This window comes from Streptomyces sp. NPDC127114 (assembly GCF_042677525.1).
In the GTDB taxonomy this organism is placed as follows: Bacteria; Actinomycetota; Actinomycetes; order Streptomycetales; family Streptomycetaceae; genus Streptomyces.
This window is the reverse complement of sequence record NZ_JBHXTJ010000058.1, coordinates 26610-41456: the sequence shown is the minus strand read 5'-3', so window position 1 is coordinate 41456 and position 14847 is coordinate 26610. Positions and strand designations below refer to the sequence as shown.

The 14847-nt window shown below is 73.0% G+C and carries 12 protein-coding genes; 7 read left to right on the top strand and 5 right to left on the bottom strand.

Annotation, left to right across the window (positions count from 1 at the left end; all coding sequences use genetic code 11):
- Positions 1 to 187 precede the first annotated feature (187 nt).
- Entirely contained in the window at positions 188 to 583 is a 396-nt protein-coding gene (locus ACFVGS_RS34275; RefSeq protein WP_384420935.1) for a MerR family transcriptional regulator, read from the bottom strand.
- Positions 584 to 645: 62 nt separating this feature from the next.
- On the opposite strand from ACFVGS_RS34275, the gene ACFVGS_RS34270 reads away from it, so the two are divergent.
- A complete protein-coding gene (locus tag ACFVGS_RS34270; RefSeq protein WP_384420937.1) occupies positions 646 to 1827 on the top strand; it encodes an alkene reductase in 1182 nt (393 codons plus the stop codon).
- Here the strand turns inward: ACFVGS_RS34270 and ACFVGS_RS34265 are convergent.
- Positions 1776 to 3716: a glycoside hydrolase family 15 protein gene (locus ACFVGS_RS34265; RefSeq protein WP_384420939.1), complete on the bottom strand. Its 1941-nt coding sequence runs from the start codon at positions 3714 to 3716 to the stop codon at positions 1776 to 1778. The genes ACFVGS_RS34270 and ACFVGS_RS34265 overlap by 52 nt on opposite strands.
- Positions 3717 to 3920: 204 nt before the next feature.
- Here ACFVGS_RS34265 and ACFVGS_RS34260 point away from each other — a divergent pair, with 204 nt between their 5' ends.
- Entirely contained in the window at positions 3921 to 6203 is a 2283-nt protein-coding gene (locus tag ACFVGS_RS34260; RefSeq protein ID WP_384420940.1) for an MMPL family transporter, read from the top strand.
- Positions 6204 to 6371: 168 nt separating this feature from the next.
- Here ACFVGS_RS34260 and ACFVGS_RS34255 read toward each other — a convergent pair whose 3' ends face one another.
- Positions 6372 to 7142 (bottom strand): MerR family transcriptional regulator, encoded by a 771-nt coding sequence (locus tag ACFVGS_RS34255; protein ID WP_385696059.1) that lies wholly within the window; start codon positions 7140 to 7142, stop codon positions 6372 to 6374.
- Between the two features lie 217 nt (positions 7143 to 7359).
- Here ACFVGS_RS34255 and ACFVGS_RS34250 point away from each other — a divergent pair, with 217 nt between their 5' ends.
- Entirely contained in the window at positions 7360 to 8268 is a 909-nt protein-coding gene (locus tag ACFVGS_RS34250) for a GyrI-like domain-containing protein (protein WP_385696056.1), read from the top strand.
- Here the strand turns inward: ACFVGS_RS34250 and ACFVGS_RS34245 are convergent.
- On the bottom strand, positions 8228 to 8710 hold the full coding sequence (locus ACFVGS_RS34245) for a Zn-ribbon domain-containing OB-fold protein (protein ID WP_384420946.1): 483 nt from the start codon (positions 8708 to 8710) through the stop codon (positions 8228 to 8230). The two genes, ACFVGS_RS34250 and ACFVGS_RS34245, sit on opposite strands and share 41 nt — an antisense overlap.
- A gap of 157 nt (positions 8711 to 8867) precedes the next feature.
- Here ACFVGS_RS34245 and ACFVGS_RS34240 point away from each other — a divergent pair, with 157 nt between their 5' ends.
- The 4 genes from ACFVGS_RS34240 to ACFVGS_RS34225 all read left to right on the top strand — a co-directional run bounded on the left by ACFVGS_RS34240 (position 8868) and on the right by ACFVGS_RS34225 (position 14277).
- Positions 8868 to 10022 carry a flavin-containing monooxygenase gene (locus tag ACFVGS_RS34240; protein ID WP_385696053.1) on the top strand — a complete coding sequence of 385 codons (1155 nt, stop codon included), beginning with the start codon at positions 8868 to 8870 and terminating at the stop codon, positions 10020 to 10022.
- Between the two features lie 120 nt (positions 10023 to 10142).
- Positions 10143 to 11048: a class A beta-lactamase gene (bla, locus tag ACFVGS_RS34235; protein ID WP_384420949.1), complete on the top strand. Its 906-nt coding sequence runs from the start codon at positions 10143 to 10145 to the stop codon at positions 11046 to 11048.
- Positions 11049 to 11245: 197 nt separating this feature from the next.
- Positions 11246 to 13486: an acetate--CoA ligase family protein gene (locus ACFVGS_RS34230; RefSeq protein ID WP_385696049.1), complete on the top strand. Its 2241-nt coding sequence runs from the start codon at positions 11246 to 11248 to the stop codon at positions 13484 to 13486.
- On the top strand, positions 13486 to 14277 hold the full coding sequence (locus ACFVGS_RS34225; protein ID WP_385696046.1) for an enoyl-CoA hydratase/isomerase family protein: 792 nt from the start codon (positions 13486 to 13488) through the stop codon (positions 14275 to 14277). The genes ACFVGS_RS34230 and ACFVGS_RS34225 overlap by 1 nt, the downstream gene beginning before the upstream one ends.
- Before the next feature lie 87 nt (positions 14278 to 14364).
- Here the strand turns inward: ACFVGS_RS34225 and ACFVGS_RS34220 are convergent, their stop codons facing one another.
- Complete coding sequence (locus ACFVGS_RS34220; protein WP_385696044.1) at positions 14365 to 14826, bottom strand: hypothetical protein; 462 nt, start codon at positions 14824 to 14826, stop codon at positions 14365 to 14367.
- Positions 14827 to 14847: the final 21 nt, after the last annotated feature.

Below are 14847 nucleotides of genomic sequence, written 5' to 3'. Positions count from 1 at the left end.
GGCCATCGCGAAGCGACGCGACCGAAGGGAGCGCCCTTGACGCGGCGGTGGAGGGAGCCACACTCGGATCAAGGGCGGCCGCACCAGAAGCCCACCCGCATCGCCCACCCGTACGACCTCAGAGACCCGCCACACCACCCGGACCCCAGCCCCCACCACCTCAGAAACCCGCCACCCCACCCAAACCTCAGCCCGTCCCCACCTCAGAGGCCTCCCCCACCCCCACCCCCACCCTCGCCGTCTCGATGAACTCGTCCAGGACCTCCCTGGAGCGGACCAGGTCCCCGATCAGGCGGTCGATGCGCTCGCGTTCCGCCTGGAGTTCCCTGACCAGTTGGGGTGTCGTGCGTTCGGTCGGGCCCGCGTCCACGTCTCGCATGCACGGCAGGAGCCTCGCGATCTTCTTGCTGTTCAGGCCCGCCGCGTACAGCGACTGGATGCGGATCACGCGGTCGACCGCCCAGTCCCCGTACTCCCGGTGCCCGCCCGGGGTGCGCTCGGACAGCAACAGGCCCTGCTTCTCGTAATAGCGCAGCGAACGCTCGCTCACGCCGCTCCGGCTCGCCAGCTCACCGATCCGCATCGTCCACCCGCCTCCCCTCGCCGCTTGAACCTGACACCGGTGTCAGCTTCTACGGTACCGGCATGACGAACACGACCTCCGAACTCCCGGCCCCCTCCCCCCTCTTCGAGTCCACCACCCTCGGCTCCCTCGCCCTTCCCAACCGTCTCGTCATGGCCCCCCTGACCCGTAACCGCGCCACCTCCGACGGCGTACCCACCCCGATCATGGCGACGCACTACGCGGACCGCGCCACCGCCGGCCTGATCATCGCGGAGGCGACGACGCCGAACGCCGTCGGCCAGACGTACCCGAACATTCCCGGGCTCCACACCCCGGCCCAGGTCGACGGCTGGCGTACGGTCACCGACGCCGTGCGGGCCGCCGGCGGGCGGATGTTCGTGCAGCTCCAGCACGGCGGGCGCGTCGGGCATCCCGACAACAGCGGGTTCACGCCCGTCGCACCCTCCGCCGTCGCGCTGCCCGAGGAGATCCACACCGCCGCCGGCCGCGTGCCCTCCGTCGTGCCGCGCGAGATGACCCCCGACGACATCCGCTCCACCGCCGCCGACTTCGCCGCCGCCGCGCGGCGGGCGGTCGAGGCGGGCTTCGAGGGCGTCGAGGTGCACTCCGCCAACGGGCATCTGCTGCACCAGTTCCTCTCGAAGAACACCAACCTGCGGACGGACGGGTACGGCGGCTCCGTCGAGAACCGGATCCGTTTCACCGTGGAGGTGGTCCGGGCCGTCGCCGAGGCGATCGGGCCCGAGCGGGTCGGCGTCCGCGTCTCGCCCGGAGTCACCGTCAACGGCATCGAGGAGGGCGACACCGACGCCCTCTATCCGGCGCTGGTCTCCGCTCTCGCCGGTCTGGCCGATCCGACCGGCCCGTCCGGCGCCTCCCTCGGCACGCACCTCGCCTATCTCCACGTCATCTTCGCCGACCCCGACCAGCCGCTCTTCCACCAGATCCGCGAGGCCTGGCCCAGCACCCTGATCGCCAACCCCGACCTGGGCTGGGGCCTGCCGCTGCCCGCCGACGGCGGCCGGGCGGCCGGTGAGCGGCTGCTCGCCGCCGGGGCCGACCTGATCTCCTTCGGCCGCGGCTTCCTCGCCAACCCGGACCTGGTCGAGCGGCTGCGGACGGGCGCGCCGCTGAATCCCGTACGGGACCGGTACCTGATGTACACGGGCGGGGAGACGGGCTACAACGACTATCCCGTTCTGGCTGCCCGGGCTCCCCGGGAGGCGGTCCCGGCCGCGTGAGCGTCGGGCCGGTCCAGCGCCTCGTCCAGCGTCGTGGCCGCCATGATCAGTGACAGGTGGGTGAACGCCTGCGGGAAGTTGCCCAGTTGCTCGCCGCTCGGGCCGATCTCCTCGGCGAACAGGCCGACGTGGTTGGCGTACGTGAGCATCTTCTCGAACGTGAACCGGGCCTGTCGCACCCGCCCCGCCCGGGCCAGCGCGTCCACGTAGAGGAACGTGCACAGGCTGAACGTTCCTTCGGCGCCGCGCAGCCCGTCCGGCGAGGCGCCGGGGTCGTAGCGGTGGACCAGGCTGTCCTGGACGAGGCCGCGCTCGATGGCGTCGAGGGTGGAGAGCCAGGCCGGGTCGGTGGGGCTGAGCAGGCCGGACCGGGGTACGAGGAGCAGCGCGGCGTCGAGGACTTCTCCGCCGTAGTACTGGACGAGGGCCCGGCGCCGCTCGCTCCAGCCGCGGTGCATCACCTGGGCGTAGATCTCGTCGCGTGCGGCCCGCCAGGCGTCGAGGGCGGCGGGCCGGCCGAACTCGTCGGCGAGGCGCAGTCCGCGGTCGAAGGCCACCCAGGACATCACCCGGCTGAAGGTGAAGTCCTGCTGTCCGCCGCGCGTTTCCCAGATGCCTTCGTCGGGGCCGTCCCAGGACTTCGCCAGCCAGTCGAGCAGCGCCGAGACGGCCTGCCAGCCCTGGTGGGTGGGCTGGGTGTCGAGGCCGCGGCCCTGGGCGAGGGCGTAGAGGGCCTCGCCGTAGATGTCGAGCTGGAGCTGGTCGGCGGCGGCGTTGCCGACGCGTACGGGCGCGGAGCCGCGGTAGCCCTCGAAGTCGGTGAGGATCTCCTCGGGCAGCCACGGGTCGCCGTCGACGCGGTACATGATCTGGAGCGGCCGGGTCGCCTCGGTCCCGGTGACGGAGGCGCGCGCGGAGGCGCGTTCGGTGACGCGGTCGGTGAGCCAGTCGGTGAACGCGGCGGCCTCGTCGACGAATCCGAGGTCGAGCAGGGCGCGGACGGCGAGGGAGCCGTCGCGGATCCAGGTGTAGCGGTAGTCCCAGTTGCGTTCGCCTCCGACGAGTTCGGGCAGTCCGAGGGTGGCGGCGGCGATCGGGGCGCCGGTGGGCAGGTAGGTGAGGAGCTTCAGGGTGATGGCGGAGCGGTGCACCATGTCGGGCCAGCGGCCCCGGTAGCGGGCGGTGCGCACCCAGCTCTGCCAGAAGTCGACGGCGTCCCACAGGGCGGCTTCGGCCTCGCCCGTGGCCGGCAGCGGCGGAGGCTCCGCCTCCGGTCCGGTGACGGTGAACGAGGCTCCGGCGACGCCCCCTTCGCGGAGGGTGAGGCGGCCGTGGACGTCGTAGGGCCCGTCCTGCTCCAGCGGGATGTTCGACTGGAGGAAGGCGGTGACGCCGGGGGCGCGGAAGGTGGCGGTGCGGCCGTCGACACGCGTCTCGTGCGGGTTGCTGCCGAAGCCGAAGCGCGGCCGGCACTCCAGGGTGAAGGTGACGGTGCCGCGGGTGCAGCGCAGGACGCGCAGGATGGCGTGCCGGTCGGTGGGGTGGCCGGTGCGGTCGGGGGGCATCCAGTCGATGAGTTCGCCCACGCCGTCGGGTGACATGAAGCGGGTGACGAGGAGGGCGGTGTCGGGGTAGTAGAGCTGTTTCGTCGTCACGCCGGCGCTCGTCTCCCCGGCGGTCGTCTCCCCGGCGTTGCCCTCCGCGCGCGGTGCCTCCAGCGAGAGGCGGAAGTAGCCGCCCCGGTCGTGGTCGAGGAGCGCCGAGAAGATGCCGGGCGAGTCGAAGCGGGGCGCCGCGAACCAGTCGACGACGCCCTCGTCCGAGATGAGCGCGCAGGTCTGCAGGTCGCCCACCAGGCCGTGATCGGCGATGAGCGGATAGCGCTTCACGATTCCACTATCCGGGAGGACGGTGGATCCGGCCCGCCGACGGGTCGGAGGTGACGCGCCGCAGGTCACGCGTCGCGGGTCGCAGGTGGCACGTCGCGGGTCACGCGTCGCGGGTCGCGGTTCGAGATGACGGGTCCGCCCGGAGCACCAAGAATTGACTTCGTAGTGACGCTCGGGGATTGCCTACCCGCACGCGGCGGTGCCATGAACGCACGGAGCCCGGTGAAGACCCCGGTCGACAAGGGCCTGCTCTACCGCCTCGGGCACTGGTGTGCCCGGCATTTCGTCGTCGTCATCGTGCTGTGGCTGGCCGCCGTCGCCGGGTTGCAGCTCACGGACCGGGCGGTGGGCGGCCAGTTCTCGGACGACTTCGCGCTGCCCGGCGTGCAGTCGGCGGAGGGCCTGGACGTCCTGAAGGCGCATGATCCGGCGGCCGGCGGTTACGGCGCGCAGATCGTCCTGAACCGGCCTTCCGGGCCGCTCACCCAGGAGTCGTCGACGGTGAACTCGACCGTCGCGGCGCTGCAGAAGCTGCCCGACGTGCTGAGCGTGCAGAATCCGCTGCCGCCGCCCGGTACTTCCCCGCCGCCGGCGTCGTCCACGGCGCCGAACACGGGGCCGCTGTCCACGGACGGCAAGACCGCGTACATCACGATGCGGTTCAGCGTGCCGCCGTCCACGCTCGGCGTGGACTACCTGAACGGTGTCGACGCCGCCGTACAGCCGCTGCGGGACGCGGACGTGACCGTCGAGTACGGCGGGTCGCTCGGCGAGCTGGCCCGGCCGGCGCCGGACGACCGCACGAGCGAGGCGATCGGCTTCGCCGTGGCGATCGTGGTGCTCCTGGTGGGCTTCGGCAGCCTGATCGCGGCCGTGCTGCCGCTGGTCACGGCGCTGATCGGGGCGATCTGCGGGCTCGCGCTGCTGGGTCTGATGGCGGCGGCGTTCACCTTCGGCACGGTGTCGCCGACGCTGGCCACGATGATCGGTCTGGGCGTCGGCATCGACTACGCGCTGTTCCTGATCACGCGGCACCGCCAGAACCTCATGAACGGCCACGATCCCGCCGACTCGGCGGCCCTCGCCACGACGACGAGCGGCCGGGCGGTCCTGGTGTCGGGCTGCACGGTGATCATCGCGCTGTCCGGGCTGTGGGTCTCGGGCGTCACCTTCATCGGCAAGCTGGGGCTCGCGGCGGCGTTCACGGTCGTGACGGCCGTGCTGGCGGCACTGACGCTGGTCCCGGCGATGCTGGGGCTCGTGGGGCGCCGCATCGACCGCTACCACGTGCGCAAGCCGGTCGCGGAGACGAACGTGGACGCGGGGGCCGGCTCCGGCACCTGGCACCGTTACGCGCAGCGCGTGGAGCGGCGGCCGTGGTGGTTCCTGGTGTGCGGGGTCGTGGCGCTGCTGGTCCTGGCGTTCCCGCTGCTCTTCATCCAGCTCGGGCACATCGGCGACGGCGCGGATCCGAAGTCGTTCACGGACCGGCGGGCGTACGACCTGATCTCGACGGCGTTCGGGCCGGGTGCGAACGGGCCGCTGACGCTGGTGGTGGACCAGTCGGCCGTTCCCTCGGGAGACCGTGCGGCGCTCGCGAGCAGGCTCCAGCAGTCGCTGACGAACGTGCCGGACGCGGCCTCGATCACGCCGCTGCAGGCGACGCCGGACGGTGACGTGCTGATCGGCACCGCGTACTCGGTCGCGTCGCCGCAGGACGAGCGGACCACCGAGCTCACGAACCACCTGGTGGACGACGTGCTGCCGCAGGCGGTGGCCGGGACGGACGCGCAGACGTACGTGACGGGGACGACGGCCGCGCAGGTCGACTTCCTCGACATCGTCGCGAGCCGCCTGCCGCTGATCATCGCGGTGGTCGTCGCGCTGGCCTTCCTCGTCATCCTGACCGTCTTCCGCGGCCTGCTGGTGGCGGTGAAGGCGGCGGTCCTGAACGTGCTGTCGATCGCGGCGTCGTACGGGGTCGTCGTGGCCGTCTTCCAGTGGGGCTGGGGCGGTCCCGCGCTCGGGGTCTCCGGGAAGGTGCCCATCGAGAGCTACGTGCCGATGATGATGTTCGCGATCGTCTTCGGCCTGAGCATGGACTACGAGATCTTCCTGCTGTCGCGGGTGCGCGAGGCGTGGCTGCGCACCGGGGATCCCAAGGCGAGCGTGGCGCACGCGCTGGAGATCACGGCGCGGGTGATCACGTGTGCGGCGCTGATCATGGTGAGCGTGTTCGCGGCGTTCATCGTGTCGGACAACATCGTGGTGAAGATGCTGGGCCTCGGGCTGGCGGCGAGCGTCCTCATCGACGCGACGATCGTCCGGCTCCTCCTGGTGCCCGCGGTGATGACCCTCCTGGGCCGTCACGCCTGGTGGACTCCGCGCTGGCTCGACCGGATCCTGCCCCACCTCGACACGGAGGGCGAGGGCGCTCTGGAGGAGGAGAAGCCGGCGGCGGTGGCGGCGGGGCGTCGGGAGCCGTAGGCCGGCCGCCGCTCGTCGGAGGTCCCGCGGGCGGGTTCACGGCCGGGTCCGCCGTCGCGTCCGCGGCCCGGTGCGCGGTCGGGTCAGCGGCCCGGTGCGCGGTCGGGTCCGCGGCCGGGGTCGAGGGTCTGCAGCCCCTCGACGACGGCGCTCACGCGCTCTGCCGGGTCAGCTCAGCCGGGTGTCCGCGTAGACGGCCATCGCGGCGCGCTGGTAGTCCGCGAGGCCGACGGCGATCCGGTCGAAGTTCTCGCGGAAGCGCGGGTCCTCCGCGTAGGTCGCCGCGAGGCCCTTGTACGCCTCGGCCGTCGGGGTCCAGAAGCGGCAGACGGTGCGGTAGTGGGCGGCCACCTCCTCCTGGACGGCCGGGTCGTCGACGGGCGTGCCGGCGGCCATGTGCTCCGCGAAGCGGATCATCTGGGCGGTGGCCTCGCGCTGCCACTGCTCGGTGGCCTCGGGCGTCATCCCCTCGACCGCCTGCCGGGACTCCTCGTACGCCTCCGGCCACTTCTCGCGGACCTCGGCCTCCATCTCCGGGTCGTGCTGGAAGCCCTCGAAGAGGTTCTCCGGCCGGTTGACGCTCACCATGTCCTCGTCCTCGCTTTCGTGTCGTGCCTCGAGGTCGGCGATGGTGCGGGCGACCGTCCTCGCCAGGGTTCCGAGCCTGTCCCGTTCTTCGACCAGCCGCGCGTGGTGTTCGCGCAGGACGGCCACGGGGTCGGCCTGGCTGTCCAGGACGGCCTGGATCTCCCGCAGACCCACGTCCAGCTCCCGCATGAGCAGGATCTGCTGGAGGCGCAGCAGCTGGGGCTCCTCGTAGTAGCGGTGCCCGCTGCTCGCGGTCCACGCGGGCGGCAGCAGGCCGATCTCGTCGTAGTGCCGCAGGGTCCGGGGGGTCACCCCGGACATCCGGGCCACGTCCGCGATCGACCAGGCCATGACGGTTCCTTCCATCGCCGGGGCCGGTCGTTCCGGCCCCACACGAAGACCGTAGGAGTTGACGCTGCGGAAACCGCAAGTCGGCCCGTGGGGCCGCCCGGGAACGGGACCCGCGGTGACCCGACCGTTCCGGGCACGGATCGTCGGGTCCTGGGAAGGTGGTGGTTCCTACGGTGAGGACACAGAGGAAAACACCAGGCAGGAAGGGCGGACGGGCGTGCTGGACGGGCTGAACCGGGCGCTGGACCATGTGGAGCGCCATCTCGACCGCGAGGTGGACGTCGCCGAGGCCGCGCGGATCGCGACGACCTCGGAGTACCACTTCCGGCGGCTGTTCTCGGCGCTCGCCGGCATGCCGCTCTCCGTGTACGTGCGGCGCCGCCGCATGACGCTCGCCGGGGCCGAGGTCCTGGCCGGGGAGCGGACGCTGCTCGACATCGCGGTGCACTACGGCTACGGCTCGGGCGAGGCCTTCGCGCGGGCGTTCCGGTCCGTGCACGGCATCGGCCCGGGCGAGGCCCGGCGTGCCGGTGCGGCGCTCGTCTCGCAGCCCCGGATGTCCTTCCGTGTCGTCATCGAGGGGAGTACGACCATGCGGTACCGGATCGTCGAGAAGGGCGCCTTCCGGGTCGTCGGCAGCAAGGCGCGGGTTCCGCTCGTGCACGAGGGGGTCAACGCGGCCGCCGCGGCGCACGTGGAGAGCCTGGACGAGCGGGCGATCGTCCGGATGAAGGAGCTGGCCGAGGGGGAGCCGGAGGGGGTCCTGTCGGCGGTGGTGCACCTGACCGACAGCCGGGAGGAGGGCGCCGAGCTGGACTACTGGATCGGCGTGGTGACCGGCACCGGTACGACGGCCGACGAGCTGGGCGTCCTCGACGCCCTCGACGTGGCGGCCGGCACCTGGGCGGTCTTCGAGAACCACGGGCCCTACCCGGCGGCGCTCCAGGAGCTGTGGCGTGACGTGTTCACCCAGTGGTTCCCGTCCAACCCGTACGTGAGCCGGCCGGGTCCGGAGCTGCTGCGGACCCAGCCGGTGGAGATCGGCAAGGAGACGGACTCCGAGCTGTGGATCCCGGTCGAGCGGGTCAGCGGGGGTGCCGGGGGCCCGGGGAGCGCCGGGGCGTGAACACCGGGACCTGGAACTCGCCCTGTTCGCCTTCGGGGCGGAAGGCGAGTTCCAGGTCCATCCCGATGCGGAGTTCGGACTCGGGGCAGTCGACGATCTCCGTCATCATCCGCGGGCCCTCCGCGAGGTCGACGACCGCCGCCACGTACGGCACGCGGTCGCCGAAGGGCGGGAGGTCGTTGCGGTGGACGACGGACCACGTGTAGAGCACCGCCCGGCCCTCCGCCTGACGCCATTCGACGTCCTCGCTCCAGCAGTACGGGCAGAACTCGCGCGGGTAGTGGTGGGGCCGGTCGCAGGCGGTGCAGTGGCGCAGCAGGAGGCGGCCGTCGGCGGCGGCGTCCCAGTAGGGGCGGGTGAAGGCGTCGGCTTCCGGGAGGCTCGCGGGGGTGGCCTTCGGGGAGCCGGCCGTCACGGGGCCGGACGTCCGGGTCGTCTGCATGTGCGGGGCTCGCCTCCCGTACGTGAAATCTGACGGAGCATCAGTTCATCGGATGCGCCCGCTTCTCCGCAAGACCCGTGCACCCGTGACCGATTCGCAACCCAACCCCCTCTTGACCGAGACCCACGGCGTGTACGCGTCATTACGCTCAGCATTCATGACCGTCACCCCCCAGCCCCACCCCGTCTACGTCATCGGCGGCGGCCCCGGCGGACTCGCCGTCGCCGCCGCGCTGCGCGCGCGGGGCGTACGGGCCGTCGTCGTGGAGAAGGCCGACGCCGTCGGCGACTCCTGGCGCCACCACTACGACCGGCTGCGGCTGCACACCACCCGGCGGCTCTCCGCGCTGCCCGGCCTGAAGATGCCGCGCTCCTTCGGGCGCTGGGTCGCCCGCGCGGACGTGGTGCGGTACCTGGAGACGTACGCCGAGTTCCACGACCTGGAGGTCGTGACGGGCGTCGAGGTCTCCCGCGTCGAACGGGACGGCGCGCACTGGACGCTGCACGCGACGGGCGGGCGCCGGCTGCTCGGCAGCGCCGTCGTGGTCGCGACGGGCTACAACCACACCCCGCGACTGCCCGCGTGGCCCGGCCTCGGCGCGTACGAGCGCACGCCCGGCCGCGAGCTCGTCCACGCGAGCGCCTATCGCAACCCGACGCCGTACGAGGGCAAGGACGTGCTCGTCGTCGGCGTCGGCAACACCGGCGCCGAGATCGCCGCCGACCTGGCGGAGGGCGGCGCCAAGCGGGTCCGGATCGCGGTGCGCACGCCTCCGTACATCATCCGCCGCGCCACGTTCGGCTGGCCGAGCCAGCGCAACGGCATCCTGGTGCGGCGGCTTCCGGTGGGCCTCGTGGACCGGCTGACCGGGCTGCTCGGGCGGTTCATGGCGGCGGACCTGTCGGCGTACGGGATGCCGAGGCCGGAGGGCGGCCTGTACTCGCGGGTGCGGGCCGGCGCGATTCCCGTGCAGGACGTGGGCCTGGTCGCGGCCGTACGGGCCGGGAAGGTCGAGCCGGTGGCGGCGGTGGAGTCCTTCGACGACGGCGAGGTCGTCCTCGCGGACGGGTCCCGCATCGCCCCGGACGCGGTGATCGCGGCGACCGGCTACGACCGCGCCCTGGAACCGCTGCTCGGCCACCTCGGAGTCCTGGACGAGCGCGGCCGCCCGTCGGTGACGGGCGCGCGCTGCCCGCGTGAGGCACCCGGGCTCTACTTCACCGGGTTCACCAATCCGATCAGCGGCATGTTCCGGGAGATGGCGCTGGACGCGGAGCGGATCGCCCGCCGGATCGCGGGACACCGGCGGTAACGGGGCGGGTTTCACCTGGTCCGGGGCCGGCCGCCGTAGGTGGCGGTGCAACTGCCCGTACGGGAAGCGACGTCACGACCGATGACACACGTCTCACCCGTATCAAGGAAGGCACCGATCATGCGCCCCACCCGTCGGACGATGCTCACCGCCGGCGCCGCGGCGGCCCTCGCGGCCGCCCTGCCCCTGACCTCCGCCCACGCCGCACCCTCCCACCTCCCGTCGGGGCAGGCCCGGCAGCGGTTACGCGCCCTGGAGCGCGAGCACGGCGCCCGGCTCGGCGCGTACGCGTACGACACCGGGAGCGGCCGCGTGGTGGCGTACCGCGCCGACGAGCGCTTCCCGATGTGCTCGCTGTTCAAGACACTCGGCGCGGCGGCGGTTCTACGGGACCTGGACCGCGACGGCGAGTTCCTCGCTCGGCGCGTGCACTACACGCAGGAGTACGTGACGCGCTCGGGCTGGTCGCCGATCACGCGCGACCACGTCGCCGACGGCATGACGATCGCCGAGCTGTGCGAGTACTCCATCACCCACAGCGACAACACCGCCGCCAACCTGCTGCTCCAGGAGCTGGGCGGGCCGACGGCGATCACCCGCTTCGCCCGGTCCGTCGGCGACGGGGTGACCCGGCTGGACCGCTGGGAGCCGGAACTCAACTCGGCCGAGCCGTGGCGCGAGACGGACACGACCACTCCGCGCGCCATCGCCCGTTCGTACGGCCGGCTCGTCCTGGGCGGCGCGCTCGCGCCGGAGGACCGGCGCCGGCTGACCGGCTGGATGCTGGCCAACACGACCAGCGACGACCGCTTCCGCAAGGGCCTGCCGGGCGACTGGATCCTGGCCGACAAGACCGGCGGCGGCCGGTACGGCGGCAACAACGACGCCGGTGTGGCCTGGCCTCCCGGCCGGCCGCCGGTGGTCCTGGCCGTCATGACGACCAAGCCGGAGGAGGACGCGACGGCCGACAACGCGCTGGTGGCGGGGGCGGCGGCAGTACTCGCGGACGCGGTGGGCGCCCGGTAGCCGACGACGCTCCGGGTGCCTGTGGCGCCCCGGGTGCCTCCCGGCGCCCGGGGCGTCCGTACCGCCGACCGCTTGCCGCACGCCCTATTCCTGACTGACCGTCAGTTGAGTAATCTGACTAAGCGTCAGATCAAGCCATGCCAGGGACGGCAAGGGACGGCTCCGGTCTTCGGGATCGGGATGGGCGGTGCGGAACGATGCTGGGATCGACTCACGGGACCTTCACCACCGACCTCCGCGCCCGCGTGGACGCCTGCGGGGAGCACCACGCCGGCCGGGTGGTCGTGCACGACGTCGCCGCCGTCGAGGGCGACACCGACGTCAGCGGGCGCCCGCTGCACGCTCCCGTGCCCGAGCTCGACCGGTTCTTCCGGCCCGAGGTCGTCGCGGTCGTCGGGGCGTCCGACGCCGAAGGGCGGCCGAACACCGGGATCACCCGCCAGCTGATCGACTGGGCCGGCCGGGTCGGCGCGCGGCTGGTGCCCGTGCACCCCACCCGTACCGCCGTCTTCGGGATCGACTGCGTGCCCGCGGTGAGCGAGCTCGACGAGTCCGTCGACGTCGCCGTCCTCCTCGTCGCCGACCCGCTGCCCGTCATCGAGCAGCTCGCCGAGTGCAAGGTGAGGTTCGCCGTCGCGTTCGCGTCCGGCTTCGCCGAGACCGGCGAGGAGGGCGCCCGCGCCCAGGAGCGGCTCGCGGCCGCCGTCGGGCGTTCCGGGCTGCGGCTGCTCGGGCCCAACACCAACCTCAACGCCTTCGAGCGCTTCCGGGAGGACCTGGACGGGCCGGCCATCGCGCTCATCACCCAGTCCGGGCACCAGGGGCGGCCCGTCTTCACCCTCCAGGAGCTCGGCGTACGGCTCTCGCACTGGGCGCCCACCGGCAACGAGGCCGACCTGGAGACCGCCGACTTCATCTCGTACTTCGCACACCGGCCCGAGGTCGGGGCCATCGCCTGTTACGTGGAGGGGCTGAAGGACGGCCGTTCCTTCCTGCTCGCCGCCGACCAGGCCGCCCGCCGCCAGGTGCCCGTCGTCGCCGTGAAGGTCGGCCGCACCGAGGCCGGGGCCCGGATGGCCGCCTCGCACACCGGCAAGCTCACCGGCGCGGACCAGGTCGTCGACGCGGCCATGCGGCAGTTCGGGGTGATCCGGGTCGACGGACTCGACCAGCTCCAGGACACCGCGGCGCTGCTCGCCCGCGCCCGCAAACCGGTCGCCGACGGCGTGGTCGTCTACTCCATCTCCGGCGGCACCGGCGCCCACTTCTCCGACCTGGCGACGGCGGCAGGACTCACCCTGCCCACCCTCTCCCGGGCCCGGCAGGACGAGCTGCACCAGTGGATACCGGAGTACCTGAGCGTGGCCAACCCCGTCGACAACGGCGGGCACCCGGTGGGCGACTGGCGCGGCCGGAAGATCATCGACGCGATCCTCGCCGACCCGGAGGTGGGGGTGCTGATCTGCCCGATCACCGGCCCCTTCCCGCCCATGAGCGACAAGCTCGCGCAGGACCTCGTCGACGCGGCGGAGGAGACGGACAAGCTGATCTGCGTGGTGTGGGGGTCGCCCGTCGGGACCGAGGAGGCCTACCGCACGACCCTGCTCGGCTCCTCGCGCGTCGCCACCTTCCGCACCTTCGGCAACTGCATCGGCGCGGTCAAGGCCTACCTCGACCACCACCGCTTCACCACCGGCTACCGCTCGCCCTTCGACGAGGCGCCGCGCACCCCGTCCCCCTCCTTCCGCAAGGCGCAGGCCCTGATGCGGCCCGGCCACCGGCTGAGCGAACACGCGGCGAAGCAGCTGCTGCGGGCGTACGGGATACGGGTGCCGCGCGAGCAGCTGGTGACGAGCGCGGCGGCGGCCGTGCGGGCGGCGGGTCTCGTCGGCTACCCGGTCGTGATGAAGGCCTCGGGCGCGCAGCTCGCGCACAAGACGGAGCTGGGCCTGGTGAAGGTGGGCCTGACGTCCGCGAGCCAGATACGCGACGCCTACCGGGAGCTGACCGACATCGCCCGCTACGAGGGCGTCGACCTGGACGGCGTCCTGGTGTGCCAGATGGTCGGGCGCGGGGTCGAGATGGTGGTGGGCGTCACGCACGACTCGCTGTTCGGGCCGACGGTCACGGTCGGGCTCGGCGGCGTCCTGGTGGAGGTGCTGAACGACGCCGCCGTGCGCGTACCGCCGTTCGGCGAGCGGGAGGCCCGCGCCATGCTGGGCGAGCTGCGCGGGCGGGCGCTGCTCGACGGGGTGCGGGGGGCGCCGCCGGCGGACGTGGACGCGCTGGTGGAGGTGGTGCTGCGGGTGCAGCGCATGGCGCTGGAACTGGACGGGGAGCTGTCTGAGCTGGACATCAATCCGCTGATGGTGCTGCCGCGCGGGCAGGGGGCGGTGGCCCTGGACGCGCTCGCGGTGTGCCGACAGGAGCCTTGCTGATGACCGATGTGCTGCACGTCGTCGAGAACGGCGTCTCGTGGATCACGCTCAACCGGCCCGAGGCGATGAACGCGGTCACCTGGGACCAGCGGGAGCGGATCATCGCCCTGCTGGCGGAGGCCTCCGCCGACCCGGCGGTCCGGGCGGTGGTGGTGACGGCGACCGGCCGGGGCTTCTGCGCGGGCGCGGACCTGCGGGGCGGCCCGTCCGCCCGGGCGGGCGACCGGGTCACTGGCGACGTGGCGCGGATGATCCGGCAGGGCGCGCAGCGCTTCGTCGGGGCCGTACTGGACTGCGAGAAGCCGGTGATCGCGGCGGTGAACGGGACGGCGGCCGGGATCGGGGCGCACCTGGCGTTCGCGTGCGACCTGGTGCTGGCGGCGGAGTCGGCGACGTTCGTGGAGGTGTTCGTCCGGCGTGGGATCGTGCCGGACGGGGGCGGCGCGTACCTGCTGCCGCGGCTGGTCGGGCCGCAGCGGGCGAAGGAGCTGATGTTCTTCGGCGACGCGCTGCCGGCGGCGGAGGCGCGGGCGATGGGCCTGGTCAACCGGGTGGTCCCGGCGGAGGACCTGGAGAAGACGGCCCGCGCGTGGGCCGAACGCCTCGCCCAGGGCCCCACCCGCGCCCTCGCCCTGACGAAGCAGCTCGTCAACGCGTCCCTGGACACCGACCGTACGACCGCCTTCGCGGCGGAGGCGACGGCCCAGGAACTGTGCATGACGACGCGGGACGCACGGGAGGGCGTGGCGGCGTTCGTGGAACGGCGGGCGGCGTCGTACGAGGGCCGATAGCCGGGGCGGGGCCGGCCGGGCGGGGGGCCGGGGCCGGTTGGGCCGGGCGTCGGCTCGGGGCGACCGCGGCCTGGGGCGGGCGCCGGCTCAGACCGGGCCCGGGAGGGCGCCGCCGAGGTGTGCCGCGACCCGCTCGCGCAGGAGCAGGTACTCCTCCCAGCGGCGGGGCAGCGGGCCCGGCGGACGCTCGACGAGCCGTGCGGCGGTGATGACCTGGCCGTCCCGGAACTGCTCGCGGGTCAGGTCGAGCTCGATGCCGCTCGGGAGCCGGTTCCACCAGTGGTACCCGCGCTGGGCGCCGTCCCGATGCACCTCGCCGACGACGAGGTCGCCGCCGAGGAGGTCGTTCACCACGAGCGCCGTGATGTCGCAGTGCCCCCAGGCGGGGTTGTCCGCGCGCCACTCGTCCTGATCGTCGGGCGAGCAGATGTCGGCGGCCCAGGAGGCCCGCAGGGCGGCGTCGATGTCGAGCAGGCTCCAGGTGGCAGGGCCGGTGTCCGTCGTCGTGTTCGTGGGCGGGTTCGAGGGTGCGTTCGCGGTCGAGGCCATGGAGTCAGCTTGGCAGCCCCC